Source organism: Anabaena azotica SJ-1 (assembly GCF_047275885.1).
GTDB classification, from domain to species: Bacteria; Cyanobacteriota; Cyanobacteriia; order Cyanobacteriales; family Nostocaceae; genus Trichormus_B; species Trichormus_B azotica_A.
This window is the reverse complement of the sequence record NZ_CP178454.1, coordinates 2,661,030-2,685,376: the sequence shown is the minus strand read 5'-3', so window position 1 is coordinate 2,685,376 and position 24,347 is coordinate 2,661,030. Positions and strand designations below refer to the sequence as shown.

Annotated in this window: 24 protein-coding genes and 1 pseudogene; 12 read left to right on the top strand and 13 right to left on the bottom strand. The window is 37.0% G+C overall.

Annotation, left to right across the window (positions count from 1 at the left end):
* The first annotated feature begins 63 nt into the window (after positions 1-63).
* Genes ACLLO5_RS11825 through ACLLO5_RS11815 form a run of 3 tightly spaced genes read left to right on the top strand, consistent with a single transcriptional unit; the run spans position 64 to position 3,425 of the window.
* Complete coding sequence (locus ACLLO5_RS11825) at positions 64-1,179, top strand: DUF262 domain-containing protein (RefSeq protein ID WP_413175639.1); 1,116 nt, start codon at positions 64-66, stop codon at positions 1,177-1,179.
* Positions 1,180-1,181: 2 nt separating this feature from the next.
* Entirely contained in the window at positions 1,182-2,564 is a 1,383-nt protein-coding gene (locus ACLLO5_RS11820) for a DUF3696 domain-containing protein (protein ID WP_413175638.1), read from the top strand.
* 3 nt (positions 2,565-2,567) lie between these two features.
* Positions 2,568-3,425 (top strand): hypothetical protein, encoded by an 858-nt coding sequence (locus ACLLO5_RS11815; RefSeq protein ID WP_413175636.1) that lies wholly within the window; start codon positions 2,568-2,570, stop codon positions 3,423-3,425.
* A 239-nt stretch (positions 3,426-3,664) separates the two neighbouring features.
* On the opposite strand, the gene ACLLO5_RS11810 is transcribed toward ACLLO5_RS11815, so the two are convergent.
* The 4 genes from ACLLO5_RS11810 to ACLLO5_RS11795 form a co-directional block, all read right to left on the bottom strand.
* Positions 3,665-4,132, bottom strand: coding sequence for a hypothetical protein (locus ACLLO5_RS11810; protein WP_413175635.1), 468 nt, complete (start codon positions 4,130-4,132; stop codon positions 3,665-3,667).
* Between the two features lie 87 nt (positions 4,133-4,219).
* Complete coding sequence (locus ACLLO5_RS11805; RefSeq protein ID WP_413175634.1) at positions 4,220-5,611, bottom strand: malic enzyme-like NAD(P)-binding protein; 1,392 nt, start codon at positions 5,609-5,611, stop codon at positions 4,220-4,222.
* Between the two features lie 354 nt (positions 5,612-5,965).
* The gene (locus tag ACLLO5_RS11800) at positions 5,966-6,772 is read right to left on the bottom strand and encodes a Uma2 family endonuclease (protein ID WP_413175633.1); all 807 of its coding nucleotides are present in this window, start codon (positions 6,770-6,772) and stop codon (positions 5,966-5,968) included.
* A gap of 518 nt (positions 6,773-7,290) precedes the next feature.
* Positions 7,291-9,879 (bottom strand): beta strand repeat-containing protein, encoded by a 2,589-nt coding sequence (locus tag ACLLO5_RS11795; RefSeq protein ID WP_413175631.1) that lies wholly within the window; start codon positions 9,877-9,879, stop codon positions 7,291-7,293.
* Between the two features lie 145 nt (positions 9,880-10,024).
* Here ACLLO5_RS11795 and ACLLO5_RS11790 point away from each other — a divergent pair, with 145 nt between their 5' ends.
* On the top strand, positions 10,025-11,734 hold the full coding sequence (locus ACLLO5_RS11790) for an IS66 family transposase (protein ID WP_413172145.1): 1,710 nt from the start codon (positions 10,025-10,027) through the stop codon (positions 11,732-11,734).
* On the opposite strand, the gene ACLLO5_RS11785 is transcribed toward ACLLO5_RS11790, so the two are convergent.
* Positions 11,658-11,978, bottom strand: coding sequence for a hypothetical protein (locus ACLLO5_RS11785; RefSeq protein ID WP_413175630.1), 321 nt, complete (start codon positions 11,976-11,978; stop codon positions 11,658-11,660). The genes ACLLO5_RS11790 and ACLLO5_RS11785 overlap by 77 nt on opposite strands.
* 231 nt (positions 11,979-12,209) lie before the next feature.
* Between ACLLO5_RS11785 and ACLLO5_RS11780 the strand changes: the two genes are divergently transcribed.
* On the top strand, positions 12,210-12,497 hold the full coding sequence (locus tag ACLLO5_RS11780) for a BrnT family toxin (RefSeq protein WP_413175629.1): 288 nt from the start codon (positions 12,210-12,212) through the stop codon (positions 12,495-12,497).
* Positions 12,478-12,699, top strand: a complete 222-nt coding sequence (locus ACLLO5_RS11775) for a hypothetical protein (protein ID WP_413175628.1) — start codon at positions 12,478-12,480, stop codon at positions 12,697-12,699. The genes ACLLO5_RS11780 and ACLLO5_RS11775 overlap by 20 nt, the downstream gene beginning before the upstream one ends.
* A 14-nt stretch (positions 12,700-12,713) precedes the next feature.
* Here the strand turns inward: ACLLO5_RS11775 and ACLLO5_RS11770 are convergent, their stop codons facing one another.
* The 3 genes from ACLLO5_RS11770 to pyrE form a co-directional block, all read right to left on the bottom strand.
* On the bottom strand, positions 12,714-12,983 hold the full coding sequence (locus tag ACLLO5_RS11770; protein WP_413175627.1) for a UPF0175 family protein: 270 nt from the start codon (positions 12,981-12,983) through the stop codon (positions 12,714-12,716).
* Between the two features lie 112 nt (positions 12,984-13,095).
* Entirely contained in the window at positions 13,096-14,178 is a 1,083-nt protein-coding gene (psbA, locus tag ACLLO5_RS11765; protein WP_413173917.1) for a photosystem II q(b) protein, read from the bottom strand.
* Between the two features lie 302 nt (positions 14,179-14,480).
* Positions 14,481-15,107, bottom strand: a complete 627-nt coding sequence (gene pyrE, locus ACLLO5_RS11760; RefSeq protein ID WP_413175626.1) for an orotate phosphoribosyltransferase — start codon at positions 15,105-15,107, stop codon at positions 14,481-14,483.
* Between the two features lie 101 nt (positions 15,108-15,208).
* On the opposite strand from pyrE, the gene ACLLO5_RS11755 reads away from it, so the two are divergent.
* On the top strand, positions 15,209-15,643 hold the full coding sequence (locus ACLLO5_RS11755) for a hypothetical protein (protein ID WP_413175625.1): 435 nt from the start codon (positions 15,209-15,211) through the stop codon (positions 15,641-15,643).
* 139 nt (positions 15,644-15,782) lie between these two features.
* On the opposite strand, the gene ACLLO5_RS11750 is transcribed toward ACLLO5_RS11755, so the two are convergent.
* Positions 15,783-16,286 (bottom strand): N-acetyltransferase family protein, encoded by a 504-nt coding sequence (locus ACLLO5_RS11750; protein WP_413175624.1) that lies wholly within the window; start codon positions 16,284-16,286, stop codon positions 15,783-15,785.
* A gap of 105 nt (positions 16,287-16,391) precedes the next feature.
* The gene (locus tag ACLLO5_RS11745; RefSeq protein WP_413175623.1) at positions 16,392-16,514 is read right to left on the bottom strand and encodes a hypothetical protein; all 123 of its coding nucleotides are present in this window, start codon (positions 16,512-16,514) and stop codon (positions 16,392-16,394) included.
* Positions 16,515-16,524: 10 nt separating this feature from the next.
* On the opposite strand from ACLLO5_RS11745, the pseudogene ACLLO5_RS11740 reads away from it, so the two are divergent.
* Positions 16,525-17,061, top strand: a pseudogene (locus ACLLO5_RS11740) (penicillin-binding transpeptidase domain-containing protein); the annotation flags it as partial.
* A 16-nt stretch (positions 17,062-17,077) separates the two neighbouring features.
* Here the strand turns inward: ACLLO5_RS11740 and ACLLO5_RS11735 are convergent.
* Both ACLLO5_RS11735 and ACLLO5_RS11730 read right to left on the bottom strand, forming a co-directional pair.
* Positions 17,078-17,797: a class I SAM-dependent methyltransferase gene (locus ACLLO5_RS11735; RefSeq protein WP_413175622.1), complete on the bottom strand. Its 720-nt coding sequence runs from the start codon at positions 17,795-17,797 to the stop codon at positions 17,078-17,080.
* A gap of 74 nt (positions 17,798-17,871) precedes the next feature.
* Entirely contained in the window at positions 17,872-19,515 is a 1,644-nt protein-coding gene (locus ACLLO5_RS11730; protein ID WP_413175620.1) for a dipeptide ABC transporter ATP-binding protein, read from the bottom strand.
* A gap of 385 nt (positions 19,516-19,900) precedes the next feature.
* Here ACLLO5_RS11730 and mtnA point away from each other — a divergent pair, with 385 nt between their 5' ends.
* The 4 genes from mtnA to ACLLO5_RS11710 all read left to right on the top strand — a co-directional run bounded on the left by mtnA (position 19,901) and on the right by ACLLO5_RS11710 (position 23,294).
* Entirely contained in the window at positions 19,901-20,941 is a 1,041-nt protein-coding gene (gene mtnA / locus ACLLO5_RS11725) for an S-methyl-5-thioribose-1-phosphate isomerase (protein WP_413175619.1), read from the top strand.
* A gap of 109 nt (positions 20,942-21,050) precedes the next feature.
* Positions 21,051-21,494: a GNAT family N-acetyltransferase gene (locus tag ACLLO5_RS11720; RefSeq protein WP_413175617.1), complete on the top strand. Its 444-nt coding sequence runs from the start codon at positions 21,051-21,053 to the stop codon at positions 21,492-21,494.
* 117 nt (positions 21,495-21,611) lie between these two features.
* Positions 21,612-22,511 (top strand): hypothetical protein, encoded by a 900-nt coding sequence (locus ACLLO5_RS11715; protein WP_413175616.1) that lies wholly within the window; start codon positions 21,612-21,614, stop codon positions 22,509-22,511.
* A 249-nt stretch (positions 22,512-22,760) separates the two neighbouring features.
* Positions 22,761-23,294, top strand: coding sequence for a DUF4330 domain-containing protein (locus tag ACLLO5_RS11710; protein WP_413175615.1), 534 nt, complete (start codon positions 22,761-22,763; stop codon positions 23,292-23,294).
* Between the two features lie 122 nt (positions 23,295-23,416).
* On the opposite strand, the gene ACLLO5_RS11705 is transcribed toward ACLLO5_RS11710, so the two are convergent.
* Entirely contained in the window at positions 23,417-24,313 is an 897-nt protein-coding gene (locus ACLLO5_RS11705) for an alpha/beta fold hydrolase (RefSeq protein WP_413175614.1), read from the bottom strand.
* Between the last annotated feature and the right edge of the window lie 34 nt (positions 24,314-24,347).

Genomic DNA, 24,347 nt, shown 5'->3' with positions numbered 1-24,347 from the left:
TTTTTTAAGAAGATGTCATAATTAAATTTTTCAGCATTTTAGACAATAAAAGGAGTATAAAATATGTCTGCTCAATTAGAAGATAGCGATGTAATTGAGAAAGATGAAGATACTGCTGAAGAAGAAAGAGATGATAACGGAGGGTTATATCCTTATGATCCCACTAAAGCAGATATTGATATTAGAGAAGAACCGCAAACAGTTTTCGAGTTAATGAGAAAATATGATAATGGTAAACTGATTATTGATCCTGATTTCCAACGTAATCTAGTTTGGAAACCAGAACAAAAAAGTAAATTTATTGAATCAGTTATTCTTAACTTTCCCTTACCTCCTTGGTATGTTAATCAAACCGTAGAAGGTAAATATATTATTGTAGATGGTTTACAACGAACATCAACTTTACATGAGTTTGTTAATGATGAATTTAAACTAAAAAGTTTAGAAGCTTTAACTGATTTGAATGGATATAATTTTTCAGGACTCAAAAAACTCCCTGGTGACTATCAAACCAGAATAGAAGATAAAAAACTTAATCTATATTTGATCAGACCTTCTGTACCAGCTAAAGTTGTCTATGATATTTTTAATAGAATCAATACTGGTGGTACAAAACTTGAACGTCAAGAAGTTAGAAATTGTATATTTTCGGGAAAATCTACTCAATTACTCAAAGAATTATCAGAAACAGACTATTTCAAAAGAGCTATTGATTATGGAATATCTGCTACAAGAATGAAAGATAGAGAAGTTATTTTGCGCTATTTAGCGTTTAGAATTTTTGATTATGAAAAAGAATATCAGAATGATTTAAGTGATTTTGTTGAAAATGCAATGAAAAAGATTAATTTAATGTCAAACGAAGAAATGGATGCTTTAAAAAATGATTTTAAGAGAGTTATGAATTTGACTTTTGAGTTTTTTGGTAATAAAAATTTTCGTTTACCCGCAGGAAAAAGCAGAGGAAAAATAAATATAGCTATTTTTGAATCTGTTTCTTATTTCTTTTCTATTAATAACAATAATTTCTTAGAAGACAATAAAAAATCTATTCAAGATAATTTTTACAACTTACTAGAAAATCCAGAATATATTGATGCAGTAAAATATGCGACAAATAGTAGAAAGAAAGTTATTATTAGATTTAAATTAGCACAAGAAATTTTAGGGACTGTATAGATATGCTAACTCAAATTGAATTAGAAAATTTTAAATGCTTTAAAGAAAGAACAGCTTTTCCTCTAGGACAATTAACACTGCTTACAGGAATAAATGGTTGTGGTAAGTCAACTTTGCTTCAGTCTTTGCTTTTAATGAGACAATCTATAGAGCATAATGAAAATACTGATAAAATTTTGCTAAATGGTAATTGTGTAAGTTTAAATAGTTTTAATGATATTAGAAATATAAATAATTCAAGAAATGAAGACATTATTTTTCAATATTGTTACAATAAATTAGTTAAAATTTATGATACAAGAAATCCTAATAAATATACTAAATTCAACATAAGTGGATATGCTAAATACTTTTTGAGTGAAAATTCAGAAGATGACATGGTAGGGAAAATTCAGAAAATTCAATTTTACGATGAATTAGAATTAAATTTTTTGCAAGGTGAGCATATTAATAAAAGTGATTTATATAAAATAATTTCTGTTTATGAACCTCGGTTAAGTAATTTTTTAAACAAATTTATAGTTCATTATAATATTAACATTATAGATAAAAATAATAATACAAATTCATATAGTGGAGGTACTCTTATAAATAATTTAATACCTGAACAACATTATCTTATGGTTGATTATATTGATAATATATATCAGAAAATAGCATCAGAGTGGTTACATAAATCTTTAAACTTTAGTCACATTCACTACATTTCCGCAGACCGTTTAGGACCTCAAGAATATTATTTAAAATCTACCATCAACAAATTTCCTAACGTGGGTGCAAAAGGTGAATTTACAGTTAACGTACTTTATAAAAAAAGAGATGACTTAGTTAATGATAAATTATGCTTAGGTGAAGATGCAAAAACACTAGCTACCCAAACCGAAGAATGGCTTAACGAAATATTTAATGGTGCAAAAGTTGAAGTTCCCAGTTCTCAAAGTAATATACTCGAACTTTTATTTAATACTAGCACATCAAAAGACCGATTTAAACCAGCTAATGTGGGATTTGGATATAGTTACATTTTACCTATTGTTGTTTCAGGTTTGATTGCTAAGGAAGGAGAAATATTAATAGTAGAAAATCCTGAAGCACATTTACATCCAAAAGCACAATCACGACTAGCTAAATTTTTAGCTAAAGTGAGTAGTTGTGGTGTACAAGTTTTTATTGAATCCCATAGTGATCATATTTTAAATGCCTTGCGAATCGCTGTTCTTGATGATATTATTACTCACGAAGACTTAAGTATATTATATTTTCAACAAGATCCAGAACAGCCAGTTGTGCAAATTCCTGTTCAACCTAATGGGGGAATTGAAGAATGGCCAGAAGGATTTTTTGACCAAATGGATAAAGATTTTGCACGACTTTTCGGGATGTAAGAAATGGAAATATTTATCAATGAGGTGTCTCTAGAGGGTCAGTATCTTAACGAAGCAGAATTTCGAGATGCAGTAAAAACGTTCACTGCTATTTTTGTGTTAATTAATGCGAAAATTCAAGAAAAGAAGCTTTACAAAGAAGAAAGTGATAGAATTAAAATCTATGAGGCAATTAGAGATTCTAATTTTCCTACCAGTCTTAATCAAATTAAAGACAAATCTTTAAAAACAGCTTTTATTAACATAGTTTTTAATAAATCAAATCCCCAAGAATGGCGTACAGAAAAACTACATTCTTCAGAAGATTTATTTGATTGTTTCATTGGTTCTGATAATTATAAAGATGTGAGTGATACTTCATTAGCTGAAGTTACAGAACGAAAATTACAAAATCCTGATAGTGAATATTTACTGATTAATTTTCCAAATTCTAGTTTTAAAATAGCGCATCCTGATATCAGGAATATTTGTTTAATTACGATTATTAAAAATAATGATGAAATCAATTTGATATGTTTAGATGGTATAGACAGTAAATTATCACTAGAATGTTGGTTAGAAAATAAGTTAAATTTAAGTCAATTAGAATATTCATTAGATAGTAAAGAACCTCCAAGGGATGAACAAACAATTTTAAGAGACAGCATAAGATTTAAAAAAACATCGAGTAGGTGTCAAGAAAGAGTTATTTACTGTGAATTGACTACAGGACGTTATTGGTATGTAGATAATTTGCATAATGGCAAAGCGGCTCATTTAGAAGTCTTTGATAAAACAGGTAAAAATCACCTTGGAGAAGCCGATTTAAATGGAAATATTAATTATTCTGAAAGCGATTCAAATAAAACTATAGATGTTTAGTCAATAAATTTACGATACCAGTAGTGTGTTCATGATAAAGGATTCTCAAAAAGTAATTTATAACCAGATGCTGTATTTTTATCTATAAAAGCAAATTGCCCAGACAGCATCTGGGGAATTCAGTTTTTCACTTTAGCTGCAAAGTTTCATTATTTGTATTTCTATAAACTAGATACCCAACTTCTGATATTTATCATATATTTACAAAATCAACCAAAAAGTCGGGTATCTACATGAAATTAATTCTTGAAATTGCGTTTTCCTTTATAACCAGATATCTGAGATAAGGTTTCTAAAGATTGTCTTCCTGGATAGAATTTACCTTTTATTTCCCAAGTTGGAAAACCTGTGATTTTAGCTTTTTGACATAAATCAGGACGGGGATTTGTGCCTTTAGGATCACATTCAATATATGTAATTGTTGTCCATGCTTGTTTCCCAAAAAGTTCTTTTTGGTGGTGACAATGTGAACACCAAAACGCACCATACATTTTTGCTTTAATGCTTTTGAGATGTTGTGCTAAAGAGATTTCTGCTGCTCCTGATGAGTTCTTGAGAGGTGGACTTTTTTGATTCTTTAATATTTTATTGGTGATGGAATTTTGGGAATTAGGAGAAAATGCTAATGGTGCTTCTTTTGCTGTAGCAATGCTGGTAGATAAAGTCAAACTTACGGCTAGTAAACCTGTAATAATTGAGTATTTCATGGGTGAATTGGGATTTAGTAAAAAACAATGATATTGCTAAGGTAAAGATGAAAATTGCAAACCCACATTAGTGGGTTTTTAGTATGATTAACTCTGAGCAATTCCTTCTTCCCGTGCGGCCTGTTGTACAGCAGCAGCAACAGCAGTAGCTACACGACTATCAAAAACGGAAGGAATAATATGTTCTCGATTTAAGTCGGAGGGTTTAACTAAAGATGCGATCGCACTGGCAGCTTCTAAACACATGGTGGTAGTAATCGTACTAGCCCGACAATCTAATGCCCCACGAAACACCCCTGGAAACGCCAAGACGTTATTAATTTGGTTGGGGTAATCACTCCTACCTGTAGCCATAACTGCCACGTTTTTAGGGGCTAATTCGGGTTGGATTTCGGGGATGGGATTAGCCATTGCAAATACAATTGCATCCTTTGTCATTCCTTGTACCATTTCTGGTGTCAAAACTCCGGGGGCGCTGACACCGATAAATACATCTGCACCTTGGGTTGCACCTGCTAAAGTACCTTGGGCTTTAACGGCAAATTCCAGTTTTTCTTCGTTCAAATCTGTGCGATTAGTGGATATAATGCCTTTGGAGTCGCACATCAAGATGGTTTCAGCCCCGGCTTTGCGGAGTAAACGTGCGATCGCTACCCCAGCGGCACCAGCACCATTAATGACAATGCGGATATCTGCAATTGATTTATTGACTAATTTTAAAGCATTAAACAATGCTGCTAAGGTGACAATGGCTGTACCATGCTGGTCATCGTGAAACACTGGTATATCTAATGCTTGGCGCAGTCTTTTTTCAATTTCAAAACAGCGTGGTGCAGCAATATCTTCTAGATTCACACCACCAAATACAGGGGCGATATTTTTCACTGCTTTAACAATTTCATCTGTATCTTGGGTAGCAAGACAGATAGGGAACGCATCAAGCCCTGCAAATTCTTTAAATAACATGGCTTTACCTTCCATCACGGGTAAAGCAGCACCAGGACCCAAATTTCCCAAACCTAATACAGCACTACCATCGGTGACGATCGCGACAGTGTTTTGTTTGATAGTAAGATTGTATACTTCCTCTGGATTTTGGGCGATCGCAGTACAAATTCTCCCTACTCCTGGAGTATAAGCCATTGCTAAATCAGAAACACTTTTGAGAGGAATTCTACTAGCAATGCTGATTTTGCCACCACGATGTAAATTAAAAGTCCGGTCGTAAACACTGATCACCTTGATATCAGGTAATGCTTTTACAGACTGGACAATAGTTTCTGCGTGTTCGGTACTAGCAGCATCAACTGTAATATCACGGACGGATTCTTTGCGAGTTTGTTCAATTAAATCAATTTGTCCTAGATTACCACCACTGAGTGCGATCGCCTGTGTTACAGAAGCCAACATCCCCACCCGGTTGGGAATCTGCAAGCGTAGAGTCACACTGAAACTAGAATTAGGAGTTAGATTTGCCATTGTGCTTTGCGCGATTTTAAATTTTAGATTCTATAGTGAATTGCTTATAAAAATTCCATTTTGATCAGAAAAATATGACATTTAATGTATAGACATCAGTATTTTAACTTATCAAGTAGTTAAATTATGTTTTAAATTACACTATTGTGAATCAGGATTTACAGTATGCCGATGATTAATGATACACCATTAAATAGAGCTAAATAGAGCGATCGCACTTAAAACGATCAGATTACATAATCAAAACCAGAAACATCAGATTAAGAAACTCTGGTAAAACTACTAATTTAAGATTTTCCCAACAAATATCAATCCCCAACTTGTTGAAAAAGTCGGGGATATTATTGCGAGTTATTAGCTTTTAGGTAAATTATTGATATCAATACCTTGGGAAACTAAATAAGCTATTAATCTCTCCTTTTCTTGTCGTTCCTGTTCTGCACGTTGTCGTTCCTGTTCTGCACGCTGTCGTTCCTGTTCTGCAACTTCTTTTTCCTTAGCAATTTGTTCTAGACCCCAAGGTAACAAATTACCATTTTTATCCCACCATCTTAACCAATAACCGGATCTACCTTCTTTTTCACCTTGCCAAGTTCCTAAAAATAACCCCATTTTTTCAATCCAATTACGACCATTTTCATCTGGTAATTGCAATTGATATCGGTCATTTTTTAATTCATAAAATTCCAACAAACCCCCATTAGGTTCAAAAATAACATAAATAGGAACTTGTAAAACCTGTTCATAAAAAAACCATTTTCCAGGAGGATAACTACGTTTAACAGAATATTCTCCACCATCATTATGAGATAAAAATTCCATCACTATTAATGGTAATTCACCTTCTAAGTATGATGTATAACTTCTACGTTCTTGTAAAACCTCTTTCACAGTTGGTATATATAACCAATCTGGTGCTTTGACAATAATTTCATCATTAACTGTCGCACAAAGTCCAAAATTAGAAACTATTAGCATTTCTGGTTTAATAAAACCTGCTATTTCTAAACTTTCCCGTAATGCACCTGCTAAAAGTGGTTGTCCTGTATTTTCCACTGGTTCATCCTCTAACTGAAAATCATCGGGTAAAGCTTCCCAAGAGATTACCAGTTCTTTTACTGTTTTGGGTGCAGTTTTTGGTTCACTAAGTTGGGTTGCCATTTAGATTACCTCTGGTCGATTTATTTTTATTGTATAGCAGGATTTCAGGATTTACAGGATGTGATTATTTGTAGGTTGGGTTGACGCTAGGAAACCCAACATTATTTGTCAGAATCAGGATATCCAGGATTTTAGGATGTACAGGATGTATTTTATCAGTTGTTTTTTGGTGTTTAAGATTTTTATTTTTCTGAATCAGGATGTACAGGATATATAATTTATCAGTTGTTTTTTGGTGTTTAATGTTTTTATTTGTCTGAATCAGGATGTTCAGGATTATAGGATTTACAGGATATAATTTATCAGTTTTTTTTGGTGTTTAATGTTTTATTTGTCTGATATATTATTGATATTTTTGTATAATATGAAAATTTAGAAATTAGTAAAATTACATCTTACTTAATTTTTAAAATTGACAAAAACCAACATCTGTAAATCCTTAAATCCCAAAAATCAAAATTCCCACAAAAAAATCATATCCTGTAAATCCTATAATCCTGGATATCCTGATTCTGACTTTAAGCAACCAAAATAAAATCTCCAGCGGTCAAATTTGTAGGTATGTTAAATAAATTAGCAAAAGCTGCACCAGTTCCTAAACCATCAGTAATACCATTCTGGTTATAGAACAAATTCCCACTGCTACTACTATAGACAATTACAGCCCCTTGAGTAGCTACCAAACTATCATCACCGACAACAGCAAAATTACTAGACTGACTAAAACCATTTCCCACCACACTGGTAATAGCGGTAAACGTAGCTTTACTTAAAACGATTTTGTCACTTCCTACAGTAAAATCAAAAATCGTATCTGTACCCAAATCAGTAGTAACAAAAGCCTTACCACTGCTGTAAATAAACTGGTCATTCCCAGCATCACCTGAGAGAATGTCATTACCTGCACCACCAGTCAAACTATCAGCACCGTCACCACCGCGCAGAGTGTCATTACCCAATCCTCCCGTCAGGCTATTACTAATAACGTTACCAGTAAAGTTGTCAGCACCATTTCCACCGATAATATTTTCAATCACGTTATTAGCGGAAAGCGTCAGACTCAGATTAGTAGTAACAACGGTTTGAGTAGTAGTCAGTCCTAAATTTAAAGTTGCAGCCGCAGTTGTTCCTGTAAAATCAATGATATCAATTCCACCAGTTGCGGTTTCTTGGATAGTATCACTACCTAAAACAGAAGTAGCAGTAAAGCGATAAGTATCGCTACCATCACTACCAGCCAGGATATTATTAGCACTATTACCAGTAAGGATATTGCTATCTGTATTACCAGTTCCATTAATAGCCGCAGTACCTGTGAGTTGGAGATTTTCCACACCAGCAGGTAAGGTAACGGTTGTAATACTTTGGCGTGTATCAGTAATAGTAATGATAGCAGTTGTATTACTCAGCGCCACACCTACAGGATTAGATAATACCAAATTAAATGTTTCGTTGGCTTCGTTGGTAGTGTTATTGATGATGGGGATAGAAACAGTACCAGTTAGGGTATTAGCAGGAATGGTTAAAGTGCCACTCACAGGAGTATAATCACTGTTGGCTGCGGCTGTTCCGGCTGTGGTGGTGTAGTTGACGCTTACGGCTTGATTAAGAAGACCACTGAGAGTAAAAGTAACAATTGCGTTGTTATCAAGTCCTTCCACGACTGTCACATTATTAACCGTCAAAGTGGGAATTTCATCATTAGTAATTGTGCCAATTCCTTCTCCATCGGCTATGGTGGCATTAGTAGGAGTATTCAAAGTAACTCTAAAAGTTTCGTCACTTTCAGTTACCGTATCTCCATTAATTACCACGCTGACAGTTTTACTGGTTTCACCGGGATTAAATGTGATTGTTCCGGTTTGGGCAATATAATCAGAACCAGCAGTTGCAGTTATATTACCAGTTTGATAAGCGACGGTAATTGTTTGGGTGCTGGGGTTGGAAAGTGTGACAGCAAAGTTAGCGGTTTTTGTACCACTGTTGCCTTCGGTTAAAGTAACATCATTAATGCTTATTCGCGGTTGAGTTTCATTATCGGCGATAGTAATTGTGCTGCTATTGCTTGCGCCTACAGTATAACCTGTACCTGTCAACAGATTTAGGGTTGCGGTTTCGTTACCTTCAAAAATTATGTCTTCAGTGGGATTGACAAAAATAATTGCTGTACTACTGCCTATGGCAAAGTTAGCGATACCATTTAATGCAGCGTAATCTGTTCCGTTGGTTGCCGTTCCTGATAAGCTGTAGTTAATGTTGAGAGCTTTACTTGTGCTACCAGTGCGGTTGAGTTGGAAAATACCGGGAACTCCTGACTCGGTGGCTTGGGTATAGATGGAAGTAATGGTTACACTTGGTAAGTCATCATTTCTAATAATGCCGATACCTTCATTTTTAACTAAGGTGGCGTTAACAGCATTACTCAAGAGAACATTAAAGGCTTCGTTAATTTCACCGACTGTATCACCATTAATGGTAATGGGTAGGGTTTGGGTTGTTTGTCCGGGGGTGAAAGTAATAGTTCCGGTTTTTGCTACATAGTCATTATTCGCGGTGGTAGCATCATCATCAACGGTTTGGTAATTGACGGTAACAGTTCTGGTGCTGGGGTTGGAGAGGGTGAGAATAAAGTTAGCATTTCTTGTCCCGCTATTGCCTTCGGTGATGGTGACATCGTTTATGGAGAGTTGTGGAATAGCGTCGTTATCTGCAATGATGACTGTGGCAGTTTTCGCAGTTCCCAGATTATAACCAGTACCATTGGTAAGGGTGAGAATTACAGTTTCGTTTCCTTCAAAGATGAAGTCGTCGGTAGGTGTGACGGTGATGGTGGTGGTGGTGCTTCCTGGTGCAAAGGTAGCAGTACCGGTTAATTGTAGATAGTCTGTACCGTTGGCTGCTGTGCCGGTGATGGTATAGTTTACGGTGGGGTTGACATCGCTGGCAGTGCGGGTGAAGGTAAAAACGCCTGGGTTGGGAGTACCTGTTATGGTTTCTGCGGCGTTTGCATCTGTGGCAGTTACGGTGATGGTGGGTAGGGTTCTAGGTGGTAGGGTGGCTTGATAAATTTCCTTGGAATTCCAATCATATCCACCAGTCCAAACCACATTGTTTCCAGAGATTCGGGGATCATCATCTCTGTAACTATTATTGGTTAGTTGAATTGTACTTGTACCGTATCCGCTCAATAAGTAGGGGTAGGAGAAAAAAATAAAGTTAGCGAGGGACACGCAATATAATAAAATATGACACATGACGCAAAAACTAGATTCGAGTAAGAAATCAGGAGAAGAGATACTGCAAACCATAGAGCCAAAAGGGATTGCAGACGAATCAATGCGTCGGACAGTAGAAATATTACTGAACTTAATAGAACAATTACAAGCAGAAGTTAAAGAATTACGAGCAGAAAATCAACAGTTAAAAGATGAAAACAACCTTCTCAAAGGAGAAAAAGGTAAGCCAGACATCAAAGCCAACAAGAAAGGGTTCACCAACAATCACTCATCCGAAAAAGAGCGAAAAATCCCAAAAAAGCACAGCAAAGGCAGTAAGAACGAGACTATAAAAATAGATAGAGAAGAAATAGTAAAATACCCCCAAGATAAACTGCCAGCAGACGCAGAGTTTAAAGGGTATCAAGAAGTAATCATCCAAGACATCACCCTTGCAACTGACAACATACTATTCCGAAAAGAGAAATACTACTCACCCTCAGCAGGAAAAACCTATTTAGCCGAACTGCCTTGTGGTTACGAAGGAGAATTCGGTCCAGGAATAAAAGCCTTAGTAATTAGCCTATACTACGGGGGCAACATGACCCAAGGCAAATTATTAGAGTTTTTAGAAGATATTGGGATATCCATATCAGCCGGATATCTATCGAACCTACTAATTAAAAACCAAGTTGAGTTTGAAACAGAGAAAAATGAAGTATATGCGTCAGGACTAGAGAGCAGTCCTTGGCAACACTTCGACCAAACTGGTGCGCGGGTGGGTGGAGTGAACTACACCACTAATGTAGTCTGCAACCCTTTATATACAATCTACTTAACCACTGCCAAAAAAGACAGATTGAGTGTAGTCAAAGTATTGCAAAATGCCACAGAACTGGAGTTGATTCTCAATCAACTTACAGACAATTTACTGGAGACTTTCCAAATTCCCACTAAATGGAAAAATGCGCTGAAACTATTACCTCAAGAAACTGTGTTGAGTGAAGCAGAGTTTAATGCCCTACTTGATACATATCTACCACTACTGGGTTCTCAACACCGGACTCGGATTATAGAAGCAGCAGCGATTGCGTTCTATCATCAACAAACTGATTGGCCAGTAGTGCAAACCCTGGTTTGTGATGATGCTCCTCAGTTCAAATTACTGACTGAGAATATTACTTTGTGTTGGGTGCATGAGGGAAGACATTATAAGAAGTTGACTCCTTATGTTGCTTGTCACCAAAAAGCTCTTGATAAATTCCTGGGTGATTTCTGGGATTACTACCGAGACTTGCTGGCTTACAAAGATGCACCCAGTCAACAAACCGCAGAAAAACTCCGGTCTGAGTTTTGGAAACTTTTTGATACTAAAAGCGGTTATCAACAGTTGGATGAGCGCAAACAATTAACGTTGCTGAAAATTTCGGAGTTGCTTTTAGTCTTGGAGCATCCTGAATTGCCTTTGCATAATAATCCTGCTGAGTTAGCTGCTAGGACGATGGTGCAGCGACGTAATATTAGTTATGCTACTCAAACTCAAGAAGGTACTCAGGCTTGGGATACTTTTATGTCCCTTGTTGCTACTACTCGTAAGTTAGGAATTAGCTTTTTTGAGTATGTTCGTGACCGTATTTCTCATCTTGGGAATATTCCCTCTTTGGCAACTATTATTCGTGAGCAGTCTTCTCTTCATTCCTTTGGTTATTCATTGATGCCAGAATCACTCCTGACCCCGATATATTGAGGGGATACGTATTATTTGTAGCTGCAAAAGCACCAAAAGCACCGTTTATTTGACTAGAAGCAATAATTTCTAAGTTTGGTAATGTGCCAAATTTTCCTGCTAACCAAGCCTGTTGGAGTTCACCAGTTTGAATATCAGCGCCAAATACTTGTTTGAGAGAGGTGTCAAAATCAGCACGACGGGCAAATTTACGCAGTTTAGCCAGTGCAGATTTCAGGATGGGTTGCCAAGTATTGTTAAGCATGATGGTAGACACCTGATACGTTGTTAATATCCTATGCTGGTATCTACTAATTTGGCAAGCTGTATATTTACTGATAAACATCTGAATCAGGATATCCAGGATTTAAGGATTTATGGCTTTAGCTTGCGTGACGAGGTAGGGATACAGGATTTTTCTTGAAGTGTGATAATTAATTTATGGAACTCTCATGAAATACAATTTTAATTATAGTAATTTTAAAAATAGGTTTTTATGAGGATAGAATTTGAATGGGATGAAAATAAAGCACAAATAAACTTAGATAAACATGGAGTAAGTTTTGAGGAATCAAAATCTGTATTTTATGATCCTTTTGCTTTGATATTTGATGATTTAGCTCATTCTTTCGGTGAAAAAAGAGAGATTATTATTGGTTATTCAAATCAACATCACTTACTTTTAGTTTGTTTTACCGAAAGAAAAAGTAATTTAATTCGTATTTTTAGTTCTCGTTTAGCTACTAAAAAAGAAAGACAAGATTATGAACAAAACACCAATTAATCAACAAGACAATTTTGATGCAGATGATTTATTACCTGAGTATAATTTTGATTATACTAAAGCTCGTCCTAATCGTTTTGCTACTACCTCAGAAAATAGAATTACTGTAATTCTTGATCCTGATGTTGCTCAAGTTTTTCAAACATCAGAAGCAGTGAATCGTGCTTTGCGTTGTTTATTATCTGCTATTCCTGAAAAATAAAGTAATTACATCATTTAATATGGTTGATATTCTGTTAAAGATGCAATTTCTTCGGCTAATTCTTCAGCAGTATATTGAAATGGAGAAACTTTGTAACGAATGAGAATATTCATAAATTCTATTCTGTTTAACCCTGCTATTTCTGCGGCTTTACCTTGAGATATTTCTCCCAATTCATACCATTTGACAGCAGCAGCTATTTTCATTTCTCTAACTAATTCATCGGGTTCTTTCCCCAGTGTGGAAAAAACACTGTCTGGTAATTCTATAGATATAGTTGTCATCTTCAGATACCTTGAAAAAGACCACTCATTTATTTTAACCCAAAACAAAAATACCCCCCATTTCTGGAGGGCATTTTTCATTTAACTAAGCTTATTAAACCCAGTTGAAATATTAGCCGTTGATTGCAGGAGCAGTCAAAGCAACAGGAGCAACTTCACCAGCAGCTAAGTCTAAGGGGAAGTTGTGAGCGTTACGCTCGTGCATTACTTCCATACCCAAGTTAGCGCGGTTGATTACATCAGCCCAAGTACCGATGACACGACCTTGAGAATCAATGATGGATTGGTTGAAGTTGAAACCGTTCAAGTTGAACGCCATTGTGCTTACACCCAAAGCGGTAAACCAAATACCGATTACAGGCCAAGCAGCTAGGAAGAAGTGAAGTGAACGGCTGTTGTTGAAGGAAGCGTATTGGAAAATCAAGCGACCGAAGTAACCGTGTGCTGCAACAATGTTGTAGGTTTCTTCTTCTTGACCGAATTTGTAACCGTAGTTTTGAGATTCGGTTTCGGTTGTTTCACGAACCAAAGAGGAAGTTACCAAAGAACCGTGCATTGCAGAGAACAAGGAACCACCGAATACACCAGCTACACCCAACATGTGGAAGGGGTGCATCAAGATGTTGTGTTCAGCTTGGAACACGATCATGAAGTTGAATGTTCCGGAGATACCCAAAGGCATACCATCGGAGAATGAACCTTGACCAATTGGGTAGATCAAGAATACTGCTGTAGCAGATGCCAAAGGTGCAGAGTAAGCTACGCAGATCCAAGGACGCATACCTAAGCGGTAAGACAATTCCCACTGACGACCTAAGTAGCAAGCGCAACCGATCAAGAAGTGGAAAATTACCAATTGGTAAGGACCGCCGTTGTACAACCACTCATCTAAGGAAGCTGCTTCCCAGATTGGGTAGAAGTGCAAACCAATAGCGTTAGAAGAAGGAACAACCGCACCGGAGATGATGTTGTTTCCGTAGATTAAAGAACCTGCAACTGGCTCACGGATACCGTCGATGTCAACGGGAGGCGCAGCGATGAAGGCGATGATGAAGCAGGTGGTAGCAGCTAACAGGGTAGGAATCATCAATACGCCGAACCAACCGATGTAGATACGGTTTTCGGTGCTGGTGATCCACTCGCAGAAGCGATCCCATACGTTAGCGGTTGAACGCTGTTGTAAGGTTGTGGTCATTTTATAAGTGCTTTATTTTTTTATGATGTTGATAGGTTTTTTTGCCTACCTTCCCTCCAACATTAAAATATAAGTTGATTTTTGTAAAGATAAATAAAATAAGTATTAGTTATATGAGGTATATGTTTTGATAATATATTGAGATTGACAGAATTTGAAGTCAGGAGTCAGGAGTCAGGAGTCAGGAGTCAGGAGTCAGGAGTCAGGAGTCAGGAGTCAGGAGTCAGGAGTCAGGTTGCACAGGAGAAGATTTTTCCCCTTGCTCCCTGCTTGCTATCTAAACCTCACGCCCCATCCTAACGTCACCTGTCACTTACTATTTTGCGATACTCTTGTTGAAGATCCTGAATTGAAAACAGCGCATCAAACTGCAAGCCAGCAGATTTATATAACTCTGCGCCCCCTTGTAGTCTGTCTATCAAAGAAATTACTCTATCTACGGTATAACCTGCTGCTTGCAGACGTTCAACCGCTTTCAATGCAGACTGCCCAGTGGTAACAACATCTTCTAGTACCACTACTTTTGCACCTGCTGGTAAGGTTGGTCCTTCAATATAAGCCATTGTTCCATGACCTTTAGCTTCTTTACGAATTATCAACGCGGGTATGGGTCGATTTTCATAAACAGAAACTACGCTGACTGCGGAAACGATGGGATCAGCACCCAGTGTTAGACCTGCTACAGCTTCTGTATCTATTGGGAGGAGATGTAACAGCAATCGTCCTACGGACAAAGCACCTTGAGGATGGAGTGTTACCTGTTTTCCATTAATATAGTAAGAACTACGTTGTCCAGAAGATAGAACAAAATCACCTTCTTGATAAGCAAGTCGGCAAAATAAATCTAGTAACTTCTGACGCAAGCTGGTTAAATCCGTAGTAGTTGCCCAAATGTCTGATTGATTAGATGTTTCAGTAGAATAAGACATTACAAATCATTAAAAGTTGTGCTACACCAAAGGTTGAACTCATGAGAGTTCTGAAATTAAGCATAAATTAAGATTCGCCCAAAAATTGAGGAGTCGTGAACATGAGTATAAATTGGCAAGGCTTGAGTGGGTTATTGGTGCTGCTAGTTAGTAGTGCAAGTTTTCCTATGGTTGCAGTTGCTCAGATGCAAGCAGAAAATTATGAAACAATTACTGATGCTGTAGAAAGAGCTTATTTTCGCTATGACCCTAATTTTTATAACAATGGCAGTTTAAAGCGTCAGGTAGATTCTTTATTCGGTCCTGGGGGTAAGTTCGGAACAACTTTCCCTGATAATGAAATCGCTAAAGATGCTGAGTTGGTAAATACTGTTTATCATGATGTTCTTACCCAACAAGCTATGAATGATCCTTATCTTCGTACTCCTGATTTACCAAATCCTTACGATTCTTCTTTATTGATGTCTCCTCGCTATAATGCTAATAAGCTAAAAGTCGGTATTGAATACCACTTTGACAGTTTAACATCTCGTTAATGTGGGTATTGAATGCATTAGGTTTGAGAGACGTTCCGTGGAACGTCTCTATAATAGTAGAAGTTTAATTTTTGTGTTTCATGGGGCTGATAAATTCTGGATTTTGGATGCTTTAATTTGTTGATTGTTAATTTTTTGATTATGAATTTAGTGTTCCAACTCGCAATCCCATAATAATTAAATCTCTTTCTACACTATCTAAATCGGCTATTTTGGGCAAATGTCCCCAATGTTGAAAACCAAATTTTTCAAAGAGTTTTAAACTGGGGTGATTATGGGCAAAAATGAAGCTGACTAAAGTTTTTAAACCTAAATTTGGACTTTCGGTAATTGCTTTAGTTAACAGTTGTTTTCCTAAACCTTGGTGTTGAAAATCTGGGGAAATGTAAATACTAATTTCGGCTGTGGAATGATAGGCGGGTCTGCCATAAAATGATTGAAAACTCAACCACCCGCCAATTACACCATCTACCTCAATTATCCATAGAGGACGTTGTGAGGGTACTCGTCCTTGAAACCAAGCCATGCGACTTTCCACAGACACAGGTTCTAAATCGGCGGTGGCCATGCGGCTAGGCACCGCAGCGTTATAAATTTCTACAATTGTTGGTAAGTCTGTTTCGGTGGCATGGCGGATGATCATTGCGGCTTTCTGGGCAAATTCTTGGTAAAATATTTACAAATAATACACTTTGACATACTCACCGACCTGAAGGCAAGGTGATTCTTGACGCTTCACCGACTGACGCTAACTGTTGCTAGTCTGATTCTGTCTCTGCGTCCGTTTAGAGTCGTGGCAATGCCCTATCCCGACTTTATTGATATTTTTTGCGGCGTTCTCATCTCGGTCGTGTTCAGTCCCACAATTCAAGCATCGAACTGACCTGGCTGTTCTGACTTGGGATGGAATTTATCGAGATTTTGAAGGTTGGAATCAGGACACAAATTTGCGTCAAGGGTTCAAAAATTCAACTGTTTGGTTTTACCAAGTTTTAGCACGCAAAATTGGATATGTACGAATGCAGCAATGGATTGATAAAGTCGGTTATGGCAACCGTCAAATTGGTACGTCCACAGATATTGATCGTTTTTGGTTGCAAAGACCATTAAAAATTACACCCAAAGCGCAAATTGATTTTTTGCAACGTTTGTATCAAGGTAATTTACCGTTTTCAAAACGGACAATGGATGTTGTTAAAGATATTATGGTGCGTGAACAAACTCCAGATTACACACTGCGGGCTAAAACGAGATGGTTAAGTAGTAATAAACCGCAAATAGGTTGGTTTGTTGGTTATTTGGAAAGAAACAACAATGTCTACTTTTTTGCTACAAATATTGATATCAATAAACCAGATGATTTACCTGCCCGAATCGAGATTACACGCAGCATTTTAAAGTATTTGGGTTTATCATAATGTTATGAATTTGTGTTCAAAATCGGATTTTGTATAACTCGAATAATTCTCCTAATTGACGTTTTACTATTTTAGCACCTGCGGTTTTAATAGTTTTTTCCCATTCAGATACAGGTTCTAGAAATACTTCAGCACCTAAATAAGTTTCCAAAACTGCCCAATCTTCGGCTAAAGGTTGTGCTGAATTCAGAATGTCAAATACAAAATGTCCTCCAGGTTTTAATACCCGTTTAACTTCTAGTAATACAAGACTCCAATATTCTAGGGGAAAATAACAACTAAATCCGGTAGCTATTACTAAATCAAATTGTTCGGCAGGATGGTTTAAGTGGTGTGCTGTCCCTAATTCTACACCTTTGAAAAGTTTTGAGTTCAATTGTGAACCGCGGGAATTGAGAGTATCACGTGCTATGTTGCTAATTTCTTGCCCATAGAAATATGCTTGCCAATCTCGCCAAGGATATATTAAAAAACTGACACCGCAACCGATATCTAAGCAGTATTGGTTTTTTTGAGGTTGGGCAATTTCCCAGAATGGTGAAACAATTCTACTATTTAATATGCCTGTATTCCATTCTTGAAATATTGGCATTGCTTTTACTTCATCTGGTACTTCAAAGGGTTGATTTTGATATTGTTTATTGAAGCGATATGCTACTTGGGTTATTATTTCTTGCCATTTATCGGAGTGGTTTATATTCGTTGTGTAAGGTTTTGATGTGGAATTTTTAGACATTATTTAATTTGGTAATGGGTAATGGGTAATGGGTAATGGGTAATGGATGAGAATTTTACCTATGACTAATGATATTAAACCTTGGCTAATAAAGGTGCAGCAGCTAGGAGGGTTTTTGTGTAGGGATGTTGGGGATTGGCGAAAATTTCTTTGGTGCGACCTAGTTCAACTATTTTACCACCATTCATAACGGCGATGCGATCGCACAAAAATCTCGCTAACCATAAGTCATGGGTGATAAACAAGTAAGTTAACTCGAATTCGGCTTTGAGTTGCAACATCAAATCTAGCACTTGTGTCTGTACACTGGCATCTAACATACTCACAGGTTCGTCACATATTACTAGTTTAGGATGAGTAATTAAAGCCCGTGCGATCGCAACTCGTTGTTGTTGTCCTCCAGATAAATCGGCGGGATAACGTTGATAATATAGTTCTGCTGGTGTTAATCCCACTTTTTCTAACATCCACATCACCTTTTCTTTGGCTTTTTCAGCATTCGCTAAATTGTGAATTAATAAAGGATCACCTATACTTTGTCCCACGGTCATGGCTGGATTTAAGCAAGCATGGGGATCTTGAAATATCATTTGAATTTGTCTGCGAGAAGAACGAATTTCTTGACGAGATATTTTAGTTAATTCTTGTCCTAGAAATTCAACTTTTCCAGATGTAGGACGAATTAATTGTAAGATTGTTCTGGAAAGTGTACTTTTCCCACAACCTGATTCTCCTACTAATCCTAATATTTCGCCTGGATATAATTCTAAATCAATGCCATCTACAGCTTTAATTGTTTGACCTGTTCCTTTAAATAGCCGTTCAATAAAATTCGGTTCAATGGTGTAATGTTGTTTGAGTTCTGTAATTTTTAAAATGGGATTTGCCGTTTCTATTCCCTGTTCCCTGTTAAGAGTTCCCTCTTCTTTTTGAATATGTAAAGCTGCTTTTAATAGGGATTGGGTATATTCATGTTGGGGATTACTAAATACAGATGATGTTTTTCCCATTTCTACCATTTTGCCTTGATACATGACACCAATGCGATCGCAATATTCGGCTACCATTGCCAAATCATGGGAAATTAATAATAATCCCATGTTGTCCTCTGCACACAATCGCGTCAATTCTTGTAAAATCTGGGCAGAGACGGTTACATCCAAGCTAGTTGTGGGTTCATCAGCAACAATTAGTTTAGGATTAAGAAGTAAAGCGAGTGCGATCGCAACCCGTTGACGCATCCCTCCGCTAAACTCATGGGGGTACTGATTCCAGCGATTAGCAGGAATTTTCACCTTTTCTAAAGTTGCTAAAGCTTTTTCCTTTGCTTGCTGTGTGGATAATTCCGGCGAATGTGCTTGTAGAGTTTCTAGACAATGATTGCCAATGGTCATCAACGGATCAAGGCGTGTCATCGGGTCTTGAAAAATTAAAGCGACAGCTTCACCGCGAAATTTCCTTAATTGAATAGGCGTTAAATTTAATACAGATTCTCCCTGAAAAATTACTTTTCCTTCTACCTGACTGGAGGAAGGCAACAAACGCATTACTGCCCGTCCAATGGTAGATTTACCACAACCAGACTCTCCCACCAAACCCATCCGTTCACCAGTTTTGAGAGTAAAAGATACATCATCAACCGCCCAACTTACTTCTTCTCTGTGACGTTGTGGATAAGCTACGCGCAAATTTTCAATACTAAATAAGGATTCACTCATAAATATTTACCAACTTTAATAAATTCCTGGACGGGAGAATTTGCCTAATTTGTAAAAATATATCCAATAATTGTTACCAAAGGGGTTTGTGTTTTGAAAAGCTACTAGATATTTTAGTAGAGTAACAACAGCTTACCTAAAAAATATCTATGAAAGCAGATGTTGTTAGGTTTTTCCTAACTTTACACTAGCCACAACCTTAGCCACTTGGTCATATCCCCGAAGCGATCGCACATAATCACCCTAAAGTTGCTATGATGATCGCGTATTTCCCTCAGTAGTAGGAAATAGGGAATAAGGAATAGGTAGAATTTATTATTCTTCTAACTCCTGACTTCTTTCTAATTCTTCCTCCTGACTCCTAACTCCTGACTCCTTCTAAATTATGCTTTACCCCGTTGTTTGGAAAAATAACTCAGTTTTACTAATCGACCAAACCCGCTTACCAAATGAGTATACTGTGGTAGAAATTAACCGCAGTGAAGACATGGCTGAAGCAATCAGAACTATGATTGTCAGAGGTGCGCCGGCGATTGGTGTAGCAGCGGCTTATGGTATATATTTAGGTGCCAGAGAAATAGAAACCAGCGACAGACAAGAATTTTTAAACCGATTAGAAAAAGTTGCCCAGTTATTGCGTTCTACCCGTCCCACAGCAGTAAACTTATTTTGGGCTATAGGTAGAATGATGCAAACCGCCTATGAAACTTTAGGAACAATCGCAGAAATTAAACAAATACTCCTAGAAACTGCCCAAACTATCAACGCTGAAGATATCCAAACCTGTCAACAAATAGGTGATCATGGTTTACAAGCTTTACCAAAAACTCCCGAAAAGTTAACCATACTTACTCACTGTAACGCCGGTGCTTTAGCAACTGCTGGTTATGGTACTGCATTAGGTGTAGTGCGTTCAGCTTGGAGAGAAGGAAGATTAACACGAGTATTTGCAGATGAAACTCGTCCGCGTTTACAAGGCGCAAAACTCACCGCTTGGGAATGTGTACAAGAAGGAATTCCTGTAACACTTATTACTGATAATATGGCCGCACACTGCATGAAACAAGGTTTAATTGATGCAGTTGTCGTCGGTGCTGATAGAATTGCCGCAAATGGGGACACTGCTAATAAAATCGGAACTTACAGTTTAGCCATTGTTGCTAAAGCCCATAATATTCCATTCTTCGTTGCAGCACCTATTTCTACCATTGATTTTGCTTTAGCTAAAGGTAGTCAAATTCCCATTGAAGAACGTCATTCAGCAGAAATTTATCAAGTTGGCGACACTATTATTACACCTTCAGGAGTGGAATTTTATAACCCAGCCTTTGATGTCACTCCCGCAGATTTAATAACAGCCATTATTACAGAAAATGGTGCTTTTGCTCCTGGTGAGTTGGTAAAATGCCATACTATTTTTCAATAAAGACTCAATAAATTATGGACGTTTTTTAGTTATAGTCTATTCAGCAACAGAAGACGACACTAAAACAACATCACCAAATTTATAATTAAATTCTTGATGAAGAAAATCAATGGAAGTTTTCTTGGCTAATATTAATCATCTTGAAAGTGTTTCGATACTATTTGATAAGTATCGTGTTTTTTACAATCAGCCATCAAACCTTGAAGCTGCCAAAAATTTTCTCAAAGAACGTTTCAATAATAATGACTCAGTTGTGTTTGCTGCTAATGACAATGGGAAATTAGTGGGATTTACTCAACTTTATCCCAGCTTTTCTTCAGTGTCGATGAAACAAGTATGGATCTTAAACGATTTATATGTAGAAGAGTTGTATCGTCGGAGAGGAATTGCAAATTTATTGATGAATGTAGCAGAAGAATACGCAAAAAAAAGTGGAGCTATTAGAGTAAGTTTAGCTACTCAAATTTCTAACGTAACCGCGCAAAAGCTCTATGAATCTAGAGATTACATTAAAGATGAAGAATTTTACCATTATGCTTTGGGGTTACATTAGTGGCATAAAACTCAATGCTAGATGTAACCTTAAATATCTTAAATATATAGATTAAACAGAAGTATCACATTCTGTCAAAAAAGTGAATCTAGCATTTACAAAGTGGAAAAACTTCCCATGAAAAAATTAATTTCTAAACTTTCCTTAATTCTTTCCTGCATCTCTTTTGTTAGTTGCACTAATTCACCAACTAATACTGCTGCACAATCTCAACCAGAAACCTCTACAAAATCTGTAAGAGAAACTCAAACGAATACAGAAACAGAAACTCCAGTTGAAACAAAATCCCCATCTCCAAGTATTAGCAATACGACCATAAAAAATCCTAAGCCTATTAGGAAATTACCAAAACAGCCACAAATTGGGACGGTTAAAGAATTAGTAAATGGTGATTTACTATGTTACGTCACCCTAGTAGATAAAAAAGGTATTGAAAATCAAGTTGGTGCAAGTTTTGATATTTGTGCAGAAGAAGGAAAATTTTTAAATAAGCAAGTACGCGCTGTTTACACAATAGAATCAGTAAATGATTGTCAAAGTGCTGAACCATGCGGCAAAACTCGCCAAGAATCTATAATCACAAAAATGGAAGTTTTAGATGAGAAAACATCGTCTGAACCTAAAAATGTTACATCAGCAAGTATGATCTTGGGAAATGAAATTATCAGTGGAGAAGTAACCACAGAAAAATCTCCGTCTGCAAGTAATCAAACCCAAACTATAAGTAATGGTGAATGGACAATTACGACAGGTAATCATGACTCTTGGACAGGAGTTAATAATACAGGAAATATTAGTTATAAAGGATGTGATATCAAAGGTAAATGTATTGAATTAACAGGTGGTAAAATTTCTTGTCGAGATGGTCAATGTGTTACAGGGTGGACAAATGGAGATTATATCTATATTTTAGAACAACCAATTACAGAAGACGGAAATGCTGAATCAATACTAATCGTCAAAAAAGGTGATACGGAAATTCTTAAAGCTACAGGATTGAAAGCTGGTAACAGGTGATAATTGACAAATAAAAAAGCTCACGAGAGTTTGGAAACCCAGTGGCTCCTAGTCCTGAGAGAAAAACGACACAGCGGGCTTTAGCCTACAGTATCCTTAATCCCTGCTATCATGGTTCTCAGCTTATTTTTTTATAACCATAAATTCACAGACGTGATAAACTTTCGCATAACTGCACAGTCCAGGCGTTTTGAGTTATTACCAAATCAAGCCTGAGTTTACTTAACTTTAAATTCCCAAAAACTTGTTATGCCTATTTTAGATTCCAAAGGTCGGTTATTCGGCAAAATCAACTTACTCGATTTAGGTGCTGCGCTGGTAATCTTGCTAGTGATAATTGGTATCTTTATTTTTCCCGGAACTTCCGGTTCTGTAGCTCAAGTCGGTACAAAAACACTACCTATAGAAGTAGACTTAGTAGTGCGTGGTTTAAACATCCGCGATCCTGAACAATTATTTAAACAAGGATTTAGCAAAGGCGGTAAAACAAATGTCATCATCCGCAATCAACCCTATGGTCAAATAGGGATTAAATCCATTCAACAACTAGAAAGAACAATTACTGTTCCTCAACCAGATGGTTCAGTCAAAGAATTAGCAGATCCTAGAGTAAATAATTTTAGTACAGATTTTCTCTTGACTTTAGAAGGAAAAGCTCAAGTTACCGACAACGGACCAGTTTTAGGTAATAGTAAAGTAAAAATCGGGATGCCTTTTGAATTAGAAGGTTTTAACTATAACTTCAACGCTTCCGTAATTGATATTCGCTTAAAAGATAAATAATATTTTGGTGAGTGGTGATTGGTGATTAGGAAAATTACTTCCTCATCTCCCTCATCTCCCTCATCTCCCTCATCTCCCTCATCTCCCTCATCTCCCTCATCTCCCCAATCCCCATTCCCCAATTACCCATCTAATAAAGTTAAAAATTTACGAATTAATCCAATTGTTACCGCTGGTAATTCTAATTGCGGTGTTAATCCCACATTTTCCAAAGGTTGAAAATATCGAATAGCTTGGGGATTAATTTCTGCAAATCGCCGACCAATTTCTGGCCCAGTAAATTGTGATTTTTGTCCCCAAATAATAGCAGTGGGAGTTGTTAACTGTTGAATGTAAAGAGACAAATCAAAGCACAAATCTCCACGGACAAAAGATAGTGCTGCATATTCAGCATTCGGTTGTTGGGCAGATTGTAAATAGGCATCTACTAACTCTTGATAGACTCGATTAGAGTAGGCAAATTGTCGCTGCTCTAAAAAACTGCGAATCCCTGCATCAGTAGCAATTCCCGTACTATACAGTAATCGGTCAACCAAAGGCACGCTAACTAACTGGGCAAAAAAACTGCGGGAGTAGTCTTGTCCAAAATCCGAAAGTCCAGCAGGACTAATTAGAATTAAAGATTTAAATAAATCAGGATGGGAAATTGCCACTCTAATCACAAATGCTGCCGTCAGAGAAGAAGCTACAACCGTCACCCTTCCTGTGCAGGTTTGTTCAATAAACTCCCGAATTGTCGTTAAATAATCTTCAATTTTGTAATTGCGTTGTGGATGTTCAGACTCACCCCAACCAATTAAATCTGGTGCAATCACCCGATATTCAGCCGCAAAAGCAGGAAATACTTTCGACCATTCATAAGCAGAAGACCCACCACCAAAACCATGTAAAAACAGCAAAGTTTCTCTGTCAGGTTTTGTACTTCTATCCTGCCAAGGTGTGTCAGTAGCACTATTATATACCATTTTACCTAATGAGGTATTGATGAAGCGTTGCTCAAATCCCAGTAATTGCAACATAAGTATTTATTGTGGTTGTTTTGACTAAATAGCA